A 17035-nucleotide genomic window follows, 5' to 3' on the forward strand; every position below is an offset into this window, starting at 1 on the left:
TTTTTCGCCTGTCCGGAGGGGTTTTCTGCCACGCCGGCCGTTGGTCTGAGACAGCCCGTAGCATGAGGCCAGCCGTCGCTGACCGACAGGCGCGGCCAGCCCCGCGCCGCTGGGGGTCATGCGACCTCCTCGGCCACTGAAAGACCGTCAGTCTTCGTGACCGACAGGAGGCGTGCACGCGGCCCGAAGGCGGTAAACAATTCCGCCCCGGTGCCGGTCAGCAGGCTCTGCGCGGGCAGCGCGATGATCCGGTCATAGAGCGCGGCCCGGCGATCGGCATCCAGGTGGGCGGCCACCTCGTCCAGCAGCAGCAGGACCGGCTGGTCGGACAGCGCACGGGCATTGGCCAGGATCAGGGACAGCAGCAGCGCCTTCTGCTCTCCGGTCGAGGAAAGGGCCGCCGGCATGTCCTGCGAGCCCCAGGTCGCGCCAAGATCGGCGCGGTGCGGGCCGGTCAGCGTCCGCCCCGCCGCCAGGTCGCGGGGGCGCGTGGCGGCCATCCGGCCTGCGATGCTGTCGGCGTCCATGTCGTCGGCCGCGCCTTCACCGGGCAGGAGGGTCAGCCGCGCGGCCGGAAAATCCCCGCCATCCTGGGCCGCGGTGATCGCCTCCAGCGCCGCCAGCCGGTTGCGGGTCAAGGCGCTGCCGGCCTCGGCCATCTGCCCTTCCAAAGCGCGGTACCAGCCGGCGTCGTGGATCTGGTCCCGCAGCAGGCGGTTCCGTTCACGCATGGCCTTGTCATAGGCCAGCGCCAGATCGGCATGGTCGGGCATCAGCGACAGGGTCACCCGATCCAGGAAGCGCCGTCGTGACTCGGGGGCATCGGACCACAGCCGGTCCATCGCGGGAACCAGCCAGATGACCCGCACCAGGCGTGCCAGCTGCGTCTGGGGGGCAGGCTTGTCGTCGATGATCACGCCGCGGGTCTGCCCCGGCGGCGCGGCTGTCTCGACCGCGTGATCCCCAAGCGTCGCGCGGATGCGCCAGCCGGCGTCGGGACCCTGCCGCGCCTGTTCGACCGCCGGCGCCGCGCGCAGCCCGCGGCCCGGTGCCAGCATCGACACGGCCTCAAGGATGTTGGTCTTGCCGGACCCGTTCGGCCCGAAGATCGCCAGCGGCCGCACGTCCAGCCCAAGCTCCAGCCGAGGCCAGGACCTGAACTGCGCCAGCCGCAGCGACGTCAGCGTCACACGCGCATCGGCATGACGACATAGACCGCCGTCTGGTCGCTGCCCTCACGGATCAGCGCCGCATCGCCGGAACCGTTGAACATGAAGACCGCATTGTCGCGGTCGACCTGGCTGGCAATTTCCTGCAGGTACTTGGCGTTGAAGCCGATCTCCAGCGGATCGTCGGCATAGGCCACGATCAGCTCCTCTTCGGCGGCCCCGGCATCGGGGGCGTTCACCGACAGGACCAGCCGGTCCTGGTCCAGCGACAGCTTAACGGCGCGGGACCGTTCGCTGCTGACGGTGGCGACGCGGTCGACGGCACGGGCAAAGTCGGTGGCGTCCACCTCCAGCTTGCGGGCATTGCCCTGCGGGATCACGCGGCTGTAGTCGGGGAAGGTCCCGTCGATCACCTTCGAGGTCAGCGTGATCGTCGGCGTGGCGAAGCGGACCTTGGTTTCGCTAACGGACACGGCGATCTCTGCCTCGTCGTCGTCCAGAAGCTTCCGCAACTCTCCGACGGTCTTACGCGGGACGATGACACCCGGCATGTCGTCGGCGCCGACGGGCAGGGGCGCGTCGATGCGCGCCAGACGGTGGCCGTCGGTCGCCACGCAGCGAAGCATCGGCCCGTCCTCGGCCTTGGCGACATGCATGTAGACGCCGTTCAGGTAATAGCGCGTCTCCTCGGTCGAGATCGCGAACTTGGACTTGTCGAACAGCCGCCGCAGCACGCCCGCCGATGCCCGGAAGTTGGCGCTGTATTCGCTGGAGGCCATGACCGGGAAATCCTCCCGCGGCAGGGTCGCCAGGCTGAAGGACGACCGGCCGGCCTGTACGGACAGGCGTCCGGCCGCGTCGTCGCTGGCGATCTGCACCAGCGCGCCGTCTGGCAGCTTGCGTGCGATCTCGTTCAGCATGACGGCGCTGACGGTGGTCGCTCCTGGGCGTTCCACCTGCGCGGCGGCGCTGTCCACGACCTCGGTATCCAGGTCGGTCGCGCGGAAGCTGACGCCCTCGGCCGAGGCCTCGATCAGGACGTTGGCCAGGATCGGAATGGTGTTGCGACGCTCGACAACGGACTGGGCCTGCGACACGGCCTTGACCAGAACGGCGCGTTCGATCGAGAATTTCATCGGTTTTCCCTGTCCCATAGGGCCTTCGGCCCGTTTGTCGGACCTGATGTGTAACCGCGTGCGCAGGCGGTCACAAGATTTTCGTGATCAGGCTTCCAGCATGCGCTTGAGGACGGCGATATCCTCGACCATGCTGCTGTCCTCGACCAGCAGCTCCTCGATCTTGCGGACGCCGTGCATGATCGTGGTGTGGTCGCGACCCCCGAAGCGGCGGCCGATCTCCGGAAGGCTGCGGCTCGTCAGCTGCTTGGACAGGTACATGGCGATCTGGCGCGGGCGGGCGACGTTGCGGGCGCGCTTGGGGCCGATCATGTCGGCCAGGCGGATGTTGTAATGTTCCGCCACCCGGCGCTGGATGTCGTCGATGTTGATCTTGCGGTCGTTGGTGCGCAGGATGTCGGCCAGGCATTCCTGCGCGACCTCAAGCGTGATCTCGCGGCGCAGAAGGCTGGCATGGGCGAACAGACGCTGCAGCGCGCCTTCCAGCACGCGGACGTTGGTGGTGATGCGATGGGCCAGGAATTCCAGCACGCCTGCGCCGATCTCGAGGTCCGGCTGCTGGGCGCGGAACGCTTCGGTCTTGGACTGCAGGATGCCAAGGCGCAGCTCGTAAGTGGTCGGGTGCACGTCGACGATCAGGCCGCAGGACAGGCGCGACTTGATGCGCTCCTCGAGGCCCTTGATCTCGGCCGGGGCGCGGTCGGCTGATATGACGATCTGCTTGCCCTGGTCGACCAGCGCGTTGAAGGTGTGGAAGAATTCTTCCTGGGTGCTGTCCTTGCCGGCGATGAACTGCACGTCGTCGACCATCAGCATGTTCACGTTCCGGAACATCCCCTTGAAGTCCATGATCGTGCTTTCCCGCAGGGCCTGCACGAAGCGGTACATGAACTGCTCGGCCGAGAGATAGAGAACCTGCGCCGACGGATGGCGGGCCTGATAGTCATGCGCGATGGCGTGCATCAGGTGGGTTTTGCCCAAGCCCACGCCGCCATAGAGGAACAGCGGGTTGAAGCCCACCGGCCCGCCTTCGGCCACGCGGCGCGCGGCAGCATGGGCCAGCTCGTTCGGTTTGCCGACGACGAAGTTGCTGAACGTATAACGCGGGTCCAGCGGAGCGCCCAGGTCGGCGCGGGGGGCGCGGGTGGTCGGCGCCTCGGGGGCGTGGCTGGCGGGGGCGGCGGCCTGCGCGGCGGGACGCGGGGCCTGGCTGCCGATGTCGAAGCGCAGACGCTCGACCGTGGCGCCGGCGCGGGTCAGGACCGCCATGATGTCCTTGGCGAAGTGCCGGTTCACCCAGTCAGAGATGAAGCGCGTCGGGCTGACGAAATGCGCGGCACCGTCATCGATGGCTGCAAGGTGCAGGGGCTTGATCCAGTGGTTGTAGTTGTTCGGCCCGACGCTCTTTTCCAATTCGGCGCATGCCTGACCCCAGATCCTGTCCATCATCATCCTGTTTCCCGTGCCTGTCCCCACCCCCGCCGGTTGATCCGACGGGCCAGGATTCGCGCGGCTTGGCGGCGTGAAGACAGAAACAGCGCCACCCTGCGGCCAAAATGGCCGCATGAGGGGCGTCAGCCCGTTTCCGATCACAGACACAGATCCAGGCACGCCGATGGCAGTCGGCATTCATGAACCCGAAGGCGAAGATGTTCGCCCGGCCGTTTCCTGAAGGATCGCAAGATCCGTTCATGAGGTCCGGCCCGTCCCCCAAGCGACGTGAATCGCAAGGAGCAAACTAGCGCCAGCAGCGCGCGCCCCGCAACCGAACTATGCGCTTGACAGCGACTTGCCTAAATCGAATCTGCGATGCCTTTGACTCGATTGTCAAAAATACCAACTCGCTGAATTCGTGCCATTTTCCTGTCTCGCAGGCGCAGAAAGAAAAATCGGGCGCGGCTTTGTCAGCCACACCCGATGCGGTGTTTTCAAGCACTTCCTGCGGATGATGCAGCCGCAGGATCGACCGTGTTTCAGGCCGCCGACAGCGCCTTCACGCGGGCCGCCAGGCGCGAGATCTTGCGCGATGCAGTGTTCTTGTGAACGACGCCCTTGGTGACGCCACGCATCAGCTCGGGCTGGGCGTTCCGCAGGGCTTCTTTCGCGGCGTCGGCATTGCCCGAGGCGATCGCCTCTTCGACCTTGCGCAGGAACGTGCGGATGCGCGAGCGGCGGGCCTTGTTGACATCGGTGCGACGTTCGATCTGGCGGGCGCGTTTCTTGGACTGGGGCGTGTTGGCCATGGGTGTCTTCCTATCGGGTCGGTTGCATGTCTAAATTTCGAACGTGCAAAAGCCCCATGACGCCGTTCCTATCGGGAACGGACATGATTCTTGCCAAAGCGGGCCCACACGCATGTAAGGCTGCGCCTATAATGCAAGGCGCAGCGGAAGGAAACCCTTATCTGTCGCGGAACTGGGCTTCGCGCTTTTCCAGGAAGGCGGCCATGCCTTCCTTCTGATCCTCGGTCGCGAACAGCGCGTGGAAGGACCGGCGCTCGAACAGCAGCCCCTCGCGCAGGGTCGTCTCATAGGCGCGGTTGACGGCCTCCTTGACGGTCTTGGTGGCGATCTGGGACTTCTCGGCGATCTTGCGGGCGGCGGTCAGCGCCTCGGGGATCAGCTTTGCGGTCGGCACGACGCGGCTGACAAGGCCGGAACGTTCGGCTTCGGCCGCGTCCATGAACCGGCCGGTCAGGTTCATATCCATGGCCTTGGACTTGCCGACGAAGCGGGTCAGGCGCTGTGTGCCGCCGATGCCGGCGACGACGCCCAGGTTGATCTCGGGCTGGCCGAACTTGGCATTCTCAGCGCAAATGATGAAGTCGCAGACCATCGCCAGTTCGCAGCCGCCGCCCAGGGCATAGCCGCTGACGGCCGCGATGATCGGCTTGCGCACCCGACCGATCGCCTCGATCTGGGCGCCGAACAGGTCTTGGCTATAGACTTCGACGAAGGATTTCTGCGACATCTCCTTGATGTCGGCGCCCGCGGCGAAGGCCTTTTCGCTGCCGGTCAGGACGATGCATCGGATCTTGTCGTTGCGGTCGGCCTCGGTCATGGCGGCAGACAGCTCGTCCAGAAGCGTGGCGTTCAGCGCGTTCAGCGCCTCGGGACGGTTTAGCCGGATCAGGGCGACCTCGTCCTCGACTTCCACGATGATGGTTTCGTAAGCCATAGGCTTGGACCTCGTTGCCAATTTGCATTGGCTGCGACTCCTAGCAGCACGGCGCGCAAAAATCCAAGGGTTCAGCGCTGGCAGCCCGGGCACCAGAAGCTGGACCGCCCCGACTGCACGATCCGGCGCAGCGTTCCGCCGCATCCGTCGCGCAGGCAAGGCTGGCCTTCGCGGTCATAGGCGCGGAAGCTGTGCTGGAAATAGCCCAACTCTCCGCTGGCCTGCCGGTGGTCGCGCAGCGACGATCCGCCGGCGGCGATCGCGTCTGCCAGGACATCGCGGATGTGGCCCACCAGCGCGGCAATTCGGGCGGCGCCGATTCGTCCTGCCGCCCGGCGCGGATCGATCCCCGCCCGCCACAGCGCTTCGCTGACATAGATGTTGCCCAGCCCCGCCACGATCCGCTGGTCCAGCAGCGCCTGCTTGACCGGCACCCGGCGCCCGGCAAAGGCCGCGGCCAGATAAGCGGGCGTGAAGGCTGCATCGAAGGGTTCGGGCCCCAGGTGGTCCAGCAGCGGGTGGCTGGTTCCTTCGCGGATCAGGTCCACCATGCCGAAGCGGCGGGCGTCGTTGAAGGTGATCGTCGTCCCGGCCTGGGTCGTCAGCACCACATGGTCGTGACGCGCGATGATGCCGGGGTCGCGGTGAAAGCCCGCCAGCCCCGCACCCTCGACCAGCATCCGGCCCGACATGCCCAGGTGCCACAGGACCGTCCCGCCCCGGTCCAGATCCGCCAGCAGGTATTTCGACCGGCGCCGCAGCTGCGTCACGGTCGCGCCCGTCAGCACCTGCACCAGGTCCACCGGCATCGGCCAGCGCAGGTCCGGTCGGCGGACCTCGACCCGCGCGATGCGCGCGCCCTCCAGATGGGGCAGCAGTCCGCGGCGGACGGTTTCGACTTCGGGCAGTTCTGGCACGGGGTTCCCTTTCGTCGCATTGCACCCAGGGTGCATCGCGGTCATTGTGCCCACGGCAGGCCGGACATATCTGGCAATGGAACAGGCAAACGGCAAGCGCATGACGGACAGCAGACAGACCCATTTCGGCTTCCAGACCGTGGACGAGGATCAGAAGGCCGGAATGGTGCATCAGGTCTTCTCCAGCGTCGCATCGCGTTACGACGTCATGAACGACCTGATGAGCGTGGGCATCCACCGCATCTGGAAGACGGCGCTGATGGACTGGCTGGCGCCGCGCAACGGGCAGCACCTTCTGGACGTGGCGGGCGGCACCGGCGACGTGGCGTTCCGGTTCCTGGACCGCGCGCCGCAGGGCCGCGTCACCGTCTGCGACATGACCGAATCCATGCTGGTCGAGGGGCGAAAGCGTGCCGAGGCCGCCGCAAAGGCCGACCGCCTGTCTTGGGTCACCGGCGACGCCATGGCGCTGCCCTTCGCTGACAACAGCTTCGACCGCTATACGATCAGCTTCGGCATTCGCAACGTGACACGGATCCCCGATGCTTTGTCCGAGGCTTATCGCGTCCTGCGTCCCGGCGGCCGGCTGATGGTGCTGGAGTTCAGCCAGATCCCGGTCCCCGCCATGCAATGGGCCTATGATCGCTACAGCTTCAACGTGATCCCGGCGATGGGGCAGGCGGTGACGGGCGACCGCGACAGCTATCAGTATCTGGTCGAATCGATCCGCCGCTTCCCCGACCAGGAGACGTTCGCCCAGATGATCCGCGACGCAAGCTTCGACCGCGTGCAGTGGCGCAACCTGTCGATGGGCATAGCCGCGCTGCATTCCGGCTGGAAGCTCTGACGCGTGCGCGGCCCACACAACATCCTGCGGCTGATCCGCACCGGCGCCACGTTCGAACGGACGGGCGCCATGGCCGCTGTCCTGGATGCGGTCGATGCGCCCGTGCGTCTGCGGCTGGCGGCGCGCGTGCTGGGCTGGCCGTTCCGCTGGCTGGGCTATCGCGGCGACCCGTCGCTGCCGCCGATCACGCGGGCGATCACCGCGCTGGGGCCGGCCTACATCAAGTTCGGGCAGATCCTCTCGACCCGCGCCGACGTGGTGGGGCCGGAACTTGCGGGGCAGCTGCGGATGCTGCAGGACCGCCTGCCGCCCTTCCCGACGCATGTCGCGAAAGAGGCCGTGGCCCTGGAACTGCGCGCCCCGGTCGATCAGCTGTTCTCGGAATTCTCGGAACCCGTCGCGGCGGCATCCATTGCCCAGGTCCATCGCGCTCGCGTGCGGGAAACGGGGCGCGAGGTTGCCGTCAAGGTCGTGCGCCCCGGCATCGGCCCCGCCTTCAAGCGCGACATCGACGCCTTCCACTTCGGCGCCCGCCTGATCGAGATCCTGTCGCCCTCGACCCGCCGCCTGCGGCCGCGCGATGTCGTGCGCCATTTCGAACAGACCGTCACCGGCGAGCAGGACCTGCGCCTCGAAGCCGCCGCCGCGTCTGAATTCGCCGAGAACACGGCCCGCGACACGGGCTTCCAGGTGCCGCTGCCGCACTGGACCCTGTCCAGCCGCCGGGTGCTGACCGCCGACTGGGCCGAGGGGCTGCCAATGGGCGACCGCGACGCGTTGATCGCGGCGGGCCACGACGTGACCGACCTGGCCCGCCGGGTGATCCAGCTGTTCCTGTCCCATGCCCTGCGCGACGGGTTCTTCCATGCCGACATGCATCACGGCAACCTGAAGGTGGCCGCGAACGGCAACATCATCGCCTATGACTTCGGCATCATGGGAGAGATCGACGACTATACCCGACGGGTCTATGCGCAGATCATCTATGGCTTCATCCAGCGCGATTACCGCATGGTGGCCCGCGTCCATTTCGAGGCGGGCTACGTCCCCCGCGACCGCGACGAGGCCGCCTTCGCCCGCGCACTGCGCGCTGTGGGCGAACCGATCTTCGGTGCCGATGCCAGCCGCATCAGCATGGCCAACCTGCTGTCCTACCTGTTCGAGGTGACCGAGCGTTTCGGCATGCCCACCCGGACCGAGCTGATCCTGCTGCAGCGCACCATGGTCGTGGTCGAGGGCGTGGCCCGGTCGCTGGACCCGCAGCTGAACATCTGGGAAGCCGCCAAGCCCGTCGTCTCGGACTATATCAAGGCGGGCGTCGGTCCCAAGGCCGCCCTGACCGACCTGACCCATGTGGCGCAGACGGTCGGCCGCTTCGGACCGCTGCTGCCCGCCATCGTCGAACAGATGCTGTGGGAGCGCGCCCACCCCGAGGAGGCGCGCCTGACCCTGATCCAGCCGCGCCCCGCCCTGCCGCTGTGGCTTGTCACCGTTCTGGCGCTGGCGGCAGGCACGGGAATCGGGCTGGCGCTGGCCTGATCAGAAGCAGAGGATCTCGGCCTCGGCCTCGGCCCGGCGCAGGGTGGCGACGGTTTCCGTCAGCGCGGCCATGCCCCGGAACATGCCCGAACGCTCGCCCGTCGTCTGGCGCATCCGCAGCACGGTCTCGGCGCTGACGTAATCCTTGTAGGGCAGCACCTCGGCGATGCGGTCGATCGCGCAGGAACAGCGGTCCAGCATGTCGCGCGTCTGGCCGTTCGCCGCCATGCAGGCGAAGACGTATTCGGCGCGCGCATTGGTCGGATAGTCATTGACGGCCTGCGCATGGACCGGCGCCGCCAGCAGCGCAAGCACCGCCAGCGAGGCCGCCCGAAGCGGGCGGGTCATTCCAGCACCAGTTCGTTGCGATAGCCGGGCGTGTCCCCGGTGTCGGCGCGCAACTCTCGGATCGGGTCCGTGGGATCGCCCATCACGAAGGTCAGGGTCAGGGACTGAAAGCCGTTCATGCGCTCGGCGTTCGGGTCCTCCTCGAACGGGTGGAAGGTGGCGGTGGTGACATCACCGTCGTGCGCGATCTCTCCGCCGCGGAACAGCGCGTCCTTCATCCGGTTGCGGATATAGTGCGGGCTGCCGCCGGTCAGCGTCGCCATGTCCCGCGCGGTCTGTTCCAGAAAGAAGGTCAGCACCGGATCGCCGCCCGAGATCGGGAACGGCCCGATCTTGCGATCACGGCTTTCGGTCGTCTGGGTCAGTTCCAGCACCGGCTGCCCGTCGCTGGGGTCGACCCCTTCGGCCAGGATCAGGGCGCCATCGGCGGTGGGGCTGAAGCCCTCGGCGGCGGGACCCTCGACCGTCATGCGATAGTCCAGCCGGTCGTCGCCCAGGTCCCAGGGGCCGCGTTCGGCGAAGACGGCGTCGCCGGCCTCGGCCGCCAGGACGGGCAGCGGCGACAGGGTGGCAAGTCCCAGCCAGCAGGCTGCAATGGCGCGTTTCATCTCAGGTCCTCCCAAATTCTCCGGGGGCATGATGCGTGGTGCCGCCCCCGGCGCAAGCCCCGCCAGGAGACGCATCCTCCCTTGGTCTTAGGCCATCAGGCGGCCCAGCATGTCGGCCAGCTCGGTCGGTCGGACGGGCTTTTCCAGAAGGTGCACGTCCATCGCGGCGCAGACGCGGGCGATGGCCGGGTCGCGATGCGCGGTGATCATCACCGCCGGCACCGGCCGGTCCGAGGCTGCCCGCAACGCCTCGACGGCGGCAAAGCCGGTTTCTCCGTTCTCAAGGTGATAGTCCGCCAGGATCACGTCCGGCGGCTCTTCGCCCATGGTGGCCAGTGCCTCGGCCGTGTCGCCGGCGATGCGGGGCACCATGCCAAGGCGGTCGCGCAGGATCATCTCGTATCCGCGGCGCATGTCGGAGTCGTTCTCGACCACCAGAGCCACACGTCCGCGCAACGCCAGCATCGCCACGTCGACCGTCCGAAGCGCCGGATCGGGTCCGCCGTCGATCAGCGGCAGGCCGACGCGGAACGCGGTGCCGCGCATTGCCTCGGAGTTCAGGCTGAGCGGATGGCCAAGCTTGGCGCAGGCGCGGCGCACGATCGACAGCCCCAGCCCCATGCCGGGCGTGGCAGCATCGCTGGACAGGCGCTGAAACTCATCGAAGATGCGGTTGCGGTCCACGGCGGGAATGCCCACCCCGGTGTCATAGACGCACAGCCAGCACATCCCGCCCCGGCGCCGCGCGCCCACCGCGACGCCGCCGCGCTGCGTGTACTTGATGGCGTTCGATACCAGGTTCTGCGCGATGCGGCGCAGGAAGATCGGGTCGCTTTCAACGACGTTGCCGGTGGGCATGAAGGTCAGCCGCAAACCCTTGGCCTCGGCCAAGGGGGCGAATTCGGCGGCCAGTCGGCGAAACAGGTCGTCCAGCGCGACGGGCTGGCGGTTGAACTCGATCCGCTGGCTGTCGAGCCGAGAGATGTCCAGAACCGCATGCATCAGCTGTTCGACCGATTCGAAGGCGCTGCCAAGCCGGTCCGTCAGTTCGGCCTGGTGTTCGTCCATCCGCGTATCGGCCAGCGCCGACAGGAACAGCCGTGCGGCCGACAGGGGCTGCAGCAGATCGTGGCTGGCCGCGCGCAGGAAGCGGGTCTTCGACCGGTTCGCCTCTTCGGCGGCAGCGCGGGCGACGGCCAGTTCGCGGTTCCTCTGCGACAGGTCGGCCATGGCGCGTTCCAGGTCGCGCGTGCGGGCCAGGACCTCCTGCTCAAGCGCGACGGCAGCCTGGAACATCGACCAGGCCGAGCCGCGCGACTCCTCCAGCCGGTCGATGCGGTCGATCAGCACCTGGTTGATCCTGGTCAGCTTCTCGATCTGCCGGGCCGGCGGATCATCGTCACGCAGCATCGCCAGCCCCGCCCGGATCCATGAAGGCCAGGCCGACGAAGGTCTGGTTCACGTGCATGCCGCTGTGCTGTTCTCCATAGGTGTTGAACCCCGCGACGCGGTGGCGGCGATAGATGTCGGACATGCAGCCGATCAGGCCCGCCCGCTCCAGCGCCAGGCGGCGCAGGATGCAGTCGAAGGCCAGGACCATCAGCGGCGGCCTGGGCAGCGCCTCGAGCGCCTCGGCGAAGCCGCGTGTCATGTCCTCGGCCCGGCCCAGGGTCAGGACGGTGCCGGTGTCGATCGCGGACATCAGCGACAGCCCACCGTCATCGGTGATCGCGCTGATCGCGCGGACGTGGTGGCGCCGTCCCATGCGCAGCAGCAGCGGGTGGCGCGCAAACTCGGTCGGAGTCAGCGATGTGCGGGGCAGGCCGGTCAGACGGGCATATTCATCGGCCGCCGGTTCCGCGTTCAATTCCAGAATCCGGCGCTTTTCGGGAATGGCGGAGGTGACGACCGCGCGCGTCGGCGTGGGGCTGAAATGCGCGAAGGTAACTTCGGTGATGTCGAGGTCGGTCTCGACCAGGACGAAAACCGCGATGTTCGACCGGACCTGCCCCTCGGCCAGCAGCGATGTGTGTCGGAAATCCAGACCGTCGCCCGCAGACCCGCCGATGACCGGGACCGAGGGAAGGGCCGCATCCAATGTCGCGACCAGTGCATCCTCCTGGCCCGCCAGCCCGTCGACCAGCAGCAGGCCGAACAGCCGGCGCGAGGGATCGGCGCCGAAGTCCCGGTGCATCGCCCGCAGGCGCGACATCCAGTCCGACACCGGCAGCGACGCAAGATCGGGCAAGGTCAGCGTCTTGGCGCGAAAATGGCGCACCGGAAACCCGATCGCAACCACGCTGTCGGTGGAATAGCCGCCCGGCCCGATCTCACCGGCCGACGAGCAGCCGACGATGATGCAATCGGCCGGAAGCCCGGCCGCCAGCGCCTCGTGCAGCGCGGCCAGTGCTTCGCCCTTGGCGCCAAACAGCAGCACGAGCGCGGGATTGGTGCCGCGCAGGCCGTCCAGCAGGGTCGGGACCAGATCGGCCCCACCGCGGTCGGCCTGCACAGCAACCGGTCCGGATGCGCCCTCCTTCGCCGCCGGGCCGGTATTCATTAACCGGCCTCGAACAGCCGGACCGAATTCGCCAGAAGCACCGCCTGCGTGCGGCGGCGCGCGTTGATCTTGGACATGATCGCCGTGATGTGGGTCTTGACCGTGGCCTCGGCGATGGACAGCTCGTAGCTGATCTCCTTGTTGGCCTTGCCCTGGCAGATCAGCCGCAGGATCTTCATCTGCTGCGGCGTCAGCGTGGCGAAGCGGCGGGCCAGTTCGGCCTTGGCCTCGTCGCCGGTGTCGTCCCGGGCAGGGTCATAGCAGTCGGGGGTGACATGTTCGCCGTCCCACATACGGCGCAGGCTGTCGACCAGCGCCTCTCGCGACAGAGACTTGCTGATATAGCCCTGCGCCCCCGCCGCCATCGCGGCCGAGATCATCGCGCCTTCCAGGTCGGCCGAGATCATGGTGATCGGCACGCCGGGCAGCTGCCGGCGCAGCGTCACGATCCCCTCGGCCCCCCGGGCGTCGGGTAAGTTCAGGTCCAGGATGACCGCATCGGGCGCGCCCTGCATGCGGATCTGGTCCACCGCCGCGGCCAGGCTTCGAGCTGTCCGGACGTTCTTCAGGCCGAAGCTGATCTTCAGCGTCAGCGCCAGCGCGTCGCACATCAGCGGATGGTCGTCCACGATCAGGATCTCGCGGACCTGGTCTGCGGTGGGTCGCGGTGACGACACGGGACGCGCCTGCATGGCGACTGCGGTCATGGCATTCCTCCCTCTCTCGGCGCCCGCCCCTCCTCAGATGCGGTCGCATGTGACAGTTTAGGGACGGTTGCCGGTAAAGCAAGCGCGTTGCTGCGACGAAGGTCGGATGGGGACAAGATGCCGCTTGAGCGTCAACCGCTGACGGCTGTGAAGGTCTGATCCCAGACGTTGCCCTCGGTGTCCTCGACATGAACATGGACGGGCTGTCCGTTCGGGTCATAGGCGAAGCGGAAGACCGGGTCTTCGCTGACCGAAATCCCCGCCGCCATGGTGAACAGCAGATCGTCCCCCTGGCGCACCTCCAGCCGGTCGATGAAATGGGCCGGAATGTTCAGCAGCGTGACCTGGTCGCGCTGCAGGCCCGAGAAGTTCGGGTGCCGGATCATCAGCGTGCCGATGGTGCGGTCGCCGTCCTGCGCCGTGCGCCAGCGCATCTGGCCCATGGTGCTTTCGACCGCGGCCATGTCCTTGCCGGCAGGGGCCGAACAGCCGCCCGCCGCCTTGACGAAGCGCCCGGCCATGACGGTGGCGCCGTCGGCCTGCGTGGCGATGGCGCGCACGTCGGAATAGCTGTCGACGCGGACGCGAACCTCGAAATCCAGCGGCATCAGCGAATCGCCGAAGGTGTATTCGGCGGCGACGGGGGCCGGGTTTTCATCGATGACCAGGGTCAGCGCCTCGACCGCAGGGGCATCGGCAGGCTGGGTCAGGTGGATGGGCACGATCGCCGCCTCATGCGCCCGCATGGGCGCATCGAGGTCCAGCACGCCTGGGTCCACAGGCGGCTCGTTGTCCAAGCCGATGACCGAAACGCGCAGGTCGTCCCATGTCGGCGACGGCTGCAGGGGGTTGTCTTGCGCCAAGGCCGGCGCGGCCAGCAGGACCGCGCCAAGGGTCAGCCAGAGTTTCATCCTCTTATCCTCCCTTTTTCATCCTCCGATAGATGAAGTCTGCCGTCGTGGCGGCCGCGTCCTCCTCGGCGCCCGCCACGACCTGATCCCGCAGAGGCGATTTTGAGCAGACCGGGTCGGTCGCCCGTGCATCACCCGCCAGCGCCATCGCCTGGCAACGGCAGCCGCCGAAATCGACGGTCTTGCGTTCGCAGCTGGCGCAGGGTTCCGGCATCCACGACGTGCCGCGGAAGGCGTTGAAGCTGTCGGACAGGTGCCAGATGTCGGAAAGGCTCCGCTCCTGCACGTTCTCGAACTGCATCCACTTGATCGACTGCGCCGCGTGGCAGGGAAGGACCGTGCCGTTAGGGCCGACGTTCAGGCCCGTGCTGCCCCAGCCGCCCATGCAGGCCTTGGGATAGATGGCATGGTGGTCGGCGGGCACGAAGTCGATCACCATCCGCCCGCGCAGGCGGATGCGGGCGTCGTTTACCACCTGTCGCGCAAAACCCGCCTGTTCGCGCGTCGGCATCAGCGCGGCGCGGTTCAGGTCGGCCCAGCCGTGGAACTGGACGGTCGCCACCTCGATCCGTCGCGCGCCCAGCCGTTCGGCCAGCGCGATCATGTCGGGCAAGCGTTCCATGTTCTGGCGGTGGACGACGGCGTTGATGGTCAGGGGAAAGCCGATCTCGGTCACCCAGTCGGCAAAGCCCATCTTCTTGTCCCAAGACCCCGGATGGCCACTGATCCGGTCGGCCATGTCGGGACGGATGCCCTGCAGGGACAGCTGCACATGGTCGACGCCGGCGCGGTCCAGCTCCTCCAGCCGGGCCTTGGTGATCCCGATCCCCGAGGTGATCAGGTTCACGTAAAGTCCCGCGTCCCGCGCGTGGCCCACGATCTGCGCCAGGTCGCGCCGTGCCCCGGGTTCCCCGCCCGAAATGTGGACCTGCAGCACGCCCAGGTCGGCCGCCTGCCGAAAGACGCGGCCCCAGTCATCGGCGCCGATTTCCGACTGCGCGCGCACCAGTTCAACGGGGTTCGAGCAATAGGGGCAGGCCAGCGGACAGCGGTGCGTCACCTCGGCCAGCATCGCCATCGGCAGGCCGGGGGTGACGGGGTTGCCGTCCAAGTCGCGGGGCTGCTGGGCCAGGTCCTTCATGTCGTGTCCTTCACGAAGACCATCCGGCGCTCGATCAGGCCGGACAGGAAGTCCCGCACATCGCCGGCGATCTGGTCGGCCGGCGCCTGATAGCGCGCGGCCAGGTCCGACACGATCGCCTCCATGCTGCGGCGACCGTCCAGTTCCGACAGGATCGCCTCTCCGATCTGGTCCAGCTGCATAGCGCGTTCGGGGGCCTGCAGGACGCGTATGCCGCGCACGCGGTCGGCTTGCAGCCTGACGCCGCGGGGCAGGTAGGGGACGTCGTGGGCCTCGATCAGCGGGGTCATGCGCGCATCCCCTCTCCGGGGCGCCAGGCGCCGGGCGGGATGTTGCCTTCGACATAGCCGTGCCACAGCGCGTCAAGCTGCGCCCACAGCACGTCCGTCTTGAAGGTCAGCGCCGCCGCCGCCGCATCCTGCTTTTCCAGGGTGTCGGCGTGGTTCAGCACGTAATCGAGGCCGAACTTCACGTCCTCGGGCGCCTCGGTCAGGCGCTTCCTGAAATAGGACAGGCTGCTGTCGTCGGCGAAATCGTAATGCGCCAGCAGCCCCTCGATCCGCTGCGCGTGGATCTTGGGCGCGAACAGTTCGGTCAGGCTGGCGGCGACCGCGTCCAGAAGCGGCATGTCACGCACGAAGCGGACATAGGCCTCCACCGCGAAGCGCGTCGCCGGCATGATGCCCGCGCCGCTGGCGACATAGTCGGGGTCCAGCCCCACGGCCTCGGCCAGCGCAAGCCAGCGGCGGATGCCGCCCCCCTCGGACGTGCCGCCGTCATGATCCTCGATCCGCTTGCGCCAGGCGCGACGCAGGGCGGGGTCTTCGACCCGGCTCATGAAGGCTGCGTCCTTCATCGGGATGCGCGACTGGTACATCCAGCGATTGATGACCCAGGCCCGAACCTCGTCGGGACTGCACTGGCCGCCATGCAGCCGGGCGTGGAACGGGTGGCGGTCGTGATACCGCTCGGCCCCGATGGCGCGCAGCCGGGCTTCGAAATCGTCGCGCGATTGGGCGGTTCCCTGGATGTCCTTCACAACGTGATCTCCATTCCGTCGCAGGCGACCTGCCAGCCCTGGCGGGCCGCGTCGGCGGCCTGCGGGCTGGCCGGGTCGGTCAGCGGGTTCGAATTGTTCATGTGCACGAAGATGCGCTGCCCAACCGTCGCACCGGCCAATGCGGGCATCGTATCGGTGACCGGCATGTGCCCCATCCGGCGGCCGGTCTTGCGTCCGAGGCCCATGCAGATCATCTCATCGTCGTCCCACAGCGTGCCGTCGAACATCAGCGCGTCGGCGCCCTCGATCCGGTCCAGCAGCCAGTCAGGCAGATCCGCGCAGCCGGGAATATAGAGCGCCCGGCGGCCATTGGCGCGCAACTCCACCCCGACGGTGTTTTCGCCCAAAAGGCCTGTCTCGACCACCTCACCCTCTTGGTAGAGCGGCACCTTGCCCGGCACGGCAAACAGGGTGGCGGTCAGGCCGGGAACCAGCTCGACCGTCTGGTCCAGCGACACGATGCGGCGGGGCACGAATTGCGGATGCACGGCCCCCAGCATCGGGTTGGCCGCCAGCGCGTCGTGGATGGCCGCGGTGGCCAGCAGGTCGAAGGGCTGGCTTTCGCGCAACGTCAGCAGCCCAGCCACGTGGTCGATATCGCCGTTCGTGACCAGGACCGCGCGCAGCGGAACGTCGCGCGGCCCCGTCGGATGCAGGGCGGGCGTCGCCGCCAGCTGCGCCCGGATGTCGGGCGAAGCGTTCAGGACCGCCCAGTTGGTCCCGTCGGGACTGACGGCGATCGAGCTTTGGGTCAGCGACGGGATGCGGCCTGCACGCGCGGCATTGCAGTTGCCGCAGCCGCAGTTCCATTGCGGCAGGCCGCCGCCCGCCGCCGCCCCGAGGATGATGATCCGCATCGGTTCTTCCTGACGAAAAAGGCCCCGCCCGATCAAATCGGACGGAGCCGTGGCCTTA

The 17035-nt window shown here is 67.7% G+C and carries 18 protein-coding genes; 2 read left to right on the top strand and 16 right to left on the bottom strand.

Features of this window, described 5'->3' with window-relative positions; genetic code table 11:
- Window positions 1-116: 116 nt before the first annotated feature.
- The 6 genes from recF to mutM form a co-directional block, all read right to left on the bottom strand.
- Entirely contained in the window at window positions 117-1190 is a 1074-nt protein-coding gene (recF, locus tag OC184_RS02655; protein WP_265505635.1) for a DNA replication/repair protein RecF, read from the bottom strand.
- Window positions 1187-2305: a DNA polymerase III subunit beta gene (dnaN, locus tag OC184_RS02660; RefSeq protein WP_265505636.1), complete on the bottom strand. Its 1119-nt coding sequence runs from the start codon at window positions 2303-2305 to the stop codon at window positions 1187-1189. The genes recF and dnaN overlap by 4 nt, the downstream gene beginning before the upstream one ends.
- 87 nt (window positions 2306-2392) lie before the next feature.
- Window positions 2393-3754: a chromosomal replication initiator protein DnaA gene (gene dnaA / locus OC184_RS02665; protein WP_265505671.1), complete on the bottom strand. Its 1362-nt coding sequence runs from the start codon at window positions 3752-3754 to the stop codon at window positions 2393-2395.
- A 524-nt stretch (window positions 3755-4278) separates the two neighbouring features.
- Window positions 4279-4548: a 30S ribosomal protein S20 gene (gene rpsT, locus OC184_RS02670; protein ID WP_265505637.1), complete on the bottom strand. Its 270-nt coding sequence runs from the start codon at window positions 4546-4548 to the stop codon at window positions 4279-4281.
- Window positions 4549-4705: 157 nt separating this feature from the next.
- Window positions 4706-5482 carry an enoyl-CoA hydratase gene (locus tag OC184_RS02675; protein ID WP_265505638.1) on the bottom strand — a complete coding sequence of 259 codons (777 nt, stop codon included), beginning with the start codon at window positions 5480-5482 and terminating at the stop codon, window positions 4706-4708.
- Window positions 5483-5553: 71 nt separating this feature from the next.
- Entirely contained in the window at window positions 5554-6399 is an 846-nt protein-coding gene (gene mutM / locus OC184_RS02680) for a bifunctional DNA-formamidopyrimidine glycosylase/DNA-(apurinic or apyrimidinic site) lyase (protein ID WP_265505639.1), read from the bottom strand.
- A gap of 100 nt (window positions 6400-6499) precedes the next feature.
- Between mutM and ubiE the strand changes: the two genes are divergently transcribed.
- Complete coding sequence (gene ubiE / locus OC184_RS02685; RefSeq protein ID WP_265505640.1) at window positions 6500-7246, top strand: bifunctional demethylmenaquinone methyltransferase/2-methoxy-6-polyprenyl-1,4-benzoquinol methylase UbiE; 747 nt, start codon at window positions 6500-6502, stop codon at window positions 7244-7246.
- Window positions 7247-7249: 3 nt separating this feature from the next.
- Complete coding sequence (ubiB, locus tag OC184_RS02690; RefSeq protein WP_265505641.1) at window positions 7250-8785, top strand: 2-polyprenylphenol 6-hydroxylase; 1536 nt, start codon at window positions 7250-7252, stop codon at window positions 8783-8785.
- On the opposite strand, the gene OC184_RS02695 is transcribed toward ubiB, so the two are convergent.
- From OC184_RS02695 to pqqB, 10 genes are all read right to left on the bottom strand, one after another.
- Complete coding sequence (locus OC184_RS02695) at window positions 8786-9133, bottom strand: hypothetical protein (protein WP_265505642.1); 348 nt, start codon at window positions 9131-9133, stop codon at window positions 8786-8788.
- Window positions 9130-9741 carry a hypothetical protein gene (locus OC184_RS02700; RefSeq protein ID WP_265505643.1) on the bottom strand — a complete coding sequence of 204 codons (612 nt, stop codon included), beginning with the start codon at window positions 9739-9741 and terminating at the stop codon, window positions 9130-9132. The genes OC184_RS02695 and OC184_RS02700 overlap by 4 nt, the downstream gene beginning before the upstream one ends.
- 87 nt (window positions 9742-9828) lie before the next feature.
- Window positions 9829-11151 (bottom strand): ATP-binding response regulator, encoded by a 1323-nt coding sequence (locus OC184_RS02705; RefSeq protein WP_265505644.1) that lies wholly within the window; start codon window positions 11149-11151, stop codon window positions 9829-9831.
- Window positions 11141-12301 (bottom strand): FIST N-terminal domain-containing protein, encoded by a 1161-nt coding sequence (locus tag OC184_RS02710; RefSeq protein ID WP_265505645.1) that lies wholly within the window; start codon window positions 12299-12301, stop codon window positions 11141-11143. Before OC184_RS02710 ends, OC184_RS02705 begins: the two co-directional genes overlap by 11 nt.
- On the bottom strand, window positions 12301-13008 hold the full coding sequence (locus OC184_RS02715) for a response regulator transcription factor (protein WP_265505646.1): 708 nt from the start codon (window positions 13006-13008) through the stop codon (window positions 12301-12303). The genes OC184_RS02710 and OC184_RS02715 overlap by 1 nt, the downstream gene beginning before the upstream one ends.
- Window positions 13009-13139: 131 nt before the next feature.
- Window positions 13140-13919, bottom strand: coding sequence for a quinoprotein dehydrogenase-associated SoxYZ-like carrier (locus OC184_RS02720; protein WP_265505647.1), 780 nt, complete (start codon window positions 13917-13919; stop codon window positions 13140-13142).
- Between the two features lie 4 nt (window positions 13920-13923).
- Window positions 13924-15060 carry a pyrroloquinoline quinone biosynthesis protein PqqE gene (gene pqqE, locus OC184_RS02725; protein WP_265505648.1) on the bottom strand — a complete coding sequence of 379 codons (1137 nt, stop codon included), beginning with the start codon at window positions 15058-15060 and terminating at the stop codon, window positions 13924-13926.
- Window positions 15057-15350 (bottom strand): pyrroloquinoline quinone biosynthesis peptide chaperone PqqD, encoded by a 294-nt coding sequence (pqqD, locus tag OC184_RS02730; RefSeq protein WP_265505649.1) that lies wholly within the window; start codon window positions 15348-15350, stop codon window positions 15057-15059. The genes pqqE and pqqD overlap by 4 nt, the downstream gene beginning before the upstream one ends.
- Window positions 15347-16099, bottom strand: a complete 753-nt coding sequence (gene pqqC, locus OC184_RS02735; RefSeq protein ID WP_265505650.1) for a pyrroloquinoline-quinone synthase PqqC — start codon at window positions 16097-16099, stop codon at window positions 15347-15349. The genes pqqD and pqqC overlap by 4 nt, the downstream gene beginning before the upstream one ends.
- Window positions 16096-16977: a pyrroloquinoline quinone biosynthesis protein PqqB gene (pqqB, locus tag OC184_RS02740; protein WP_265505651.1), complete on the bottom strand. Its 882-nt coding sequence runs from the start codon at window positions 16975-16977 to the stop codon at window positions 16096-16098. The genes pqqC and pqqB overlap by 4 nt, the downstream gene beginning before the upstream one ends.
- Between the last annotated feature and the right edge of the window lie 58 nt (window positions 16978-17035).

The sequence above is a fragment of the Paracoccus rhizosphaerae genome, from assembly GCF_026162645.1.
Lineage (GTDB): Bacteria > Pseudomonadota > Alphaproteobacteria > Rhodobacterales > Rhodobacteraceae > Paracoccus > Paracoccus rhizosphaerae.

Coding starts and splice junctions, on each gene's coding strand:
- ubiE (WP_265505640.1), top strand. CDS start 6,500: ATGACGGACAGCAGACAGACCCATTTCGGCTTCCAGACCGTGGACGAG.
- dnaN (WP_265505636.1), bottom strand. CDS start 2,305: ATGAAATTCTCGATCGAACGCGCCGTTCTGGTCAAGGCCGTGTCGCAG.
- dnaA (WP_265505671.1), bottom strand. CDS start 3,754: ATGATGGACAGGATCTGGGGTCAGGCATGCGCCGAATTGGAAAAGAGC.
- OC184_RS02705 (WP_265505644.1), bottom strand. CDS start 11,151: ATGCTGCGTGACGATGATCCGCCGGCCCGGCAGATCGAGAAGCTGACC.
- OC184_RS02720 (WP_265505647.1), bottom strand. CDS start 13,919: ATGAAACTCTGGCTGACCCTTGGCGCGGTCCTGCTGGCCGCGCCGGCC.
- rpsT (WP_265505637.1), bottom strand. CDS start 4,548: ATGGCCAACACGCCCCAGTCCAAGAAACGCGCCCGCCAGATCGAACGT.
- pqqE (WP_265505648.1), bottom strand. CDS start 15,060: ATGAAGGACCTGGCCCAGCAGCCCCGCGACTTGGACGGCAACCCCGTC.
- OC184_RS02710 (WP_265505645.1), bottom strand. CDS start 12,301: ATGAATACCGGCCCGGCGGCGAAGGAGGGCGCATCCGGACCGGTTGCT.
- pqqD (WP_265505649.1), bottom strand. CDS start 15,350: ATGACCCCGCTGATCGAGGCCCACGACGTCCCCTACCTGCCCCGCGGC.
- pqqB (WP_265505651.1), bottom strand. CDS start 16,977: ATGCGGATCATCATCCTCGGGGCGGCGGCGGGCGGCGGCCTGCCGCAA.
- OC184_RS02700 (WP_265505643.1), bottom strand. CDS start 9,741: ATGAAACGCGCCATTGCAGCCTGCTGGCTGGGACTTGCCACCCTGTCG.
- OC184_RS02695 (WP_265505642.1), bottom strand. CDS start 9,133: ATGACCCGCCCGCTTCGGGCGGCCTCGCTGGCGGTGCTTGCGCTGCTG.
- OC184_RS02675 (WP_265505638.1), bottom strand. CDS start 5,482: ATGGCTTACGAAACCATCATCGTGGAAGTCGAGGACGAGGTCGCCCTG.
- OC184_RS02715 (WP_265505646.1), bottom strand. CDS start 13,008: ATGACCGCAGTCGCCATGCAGGCGCGTCCCGTGTCGTCACCGCGACCC.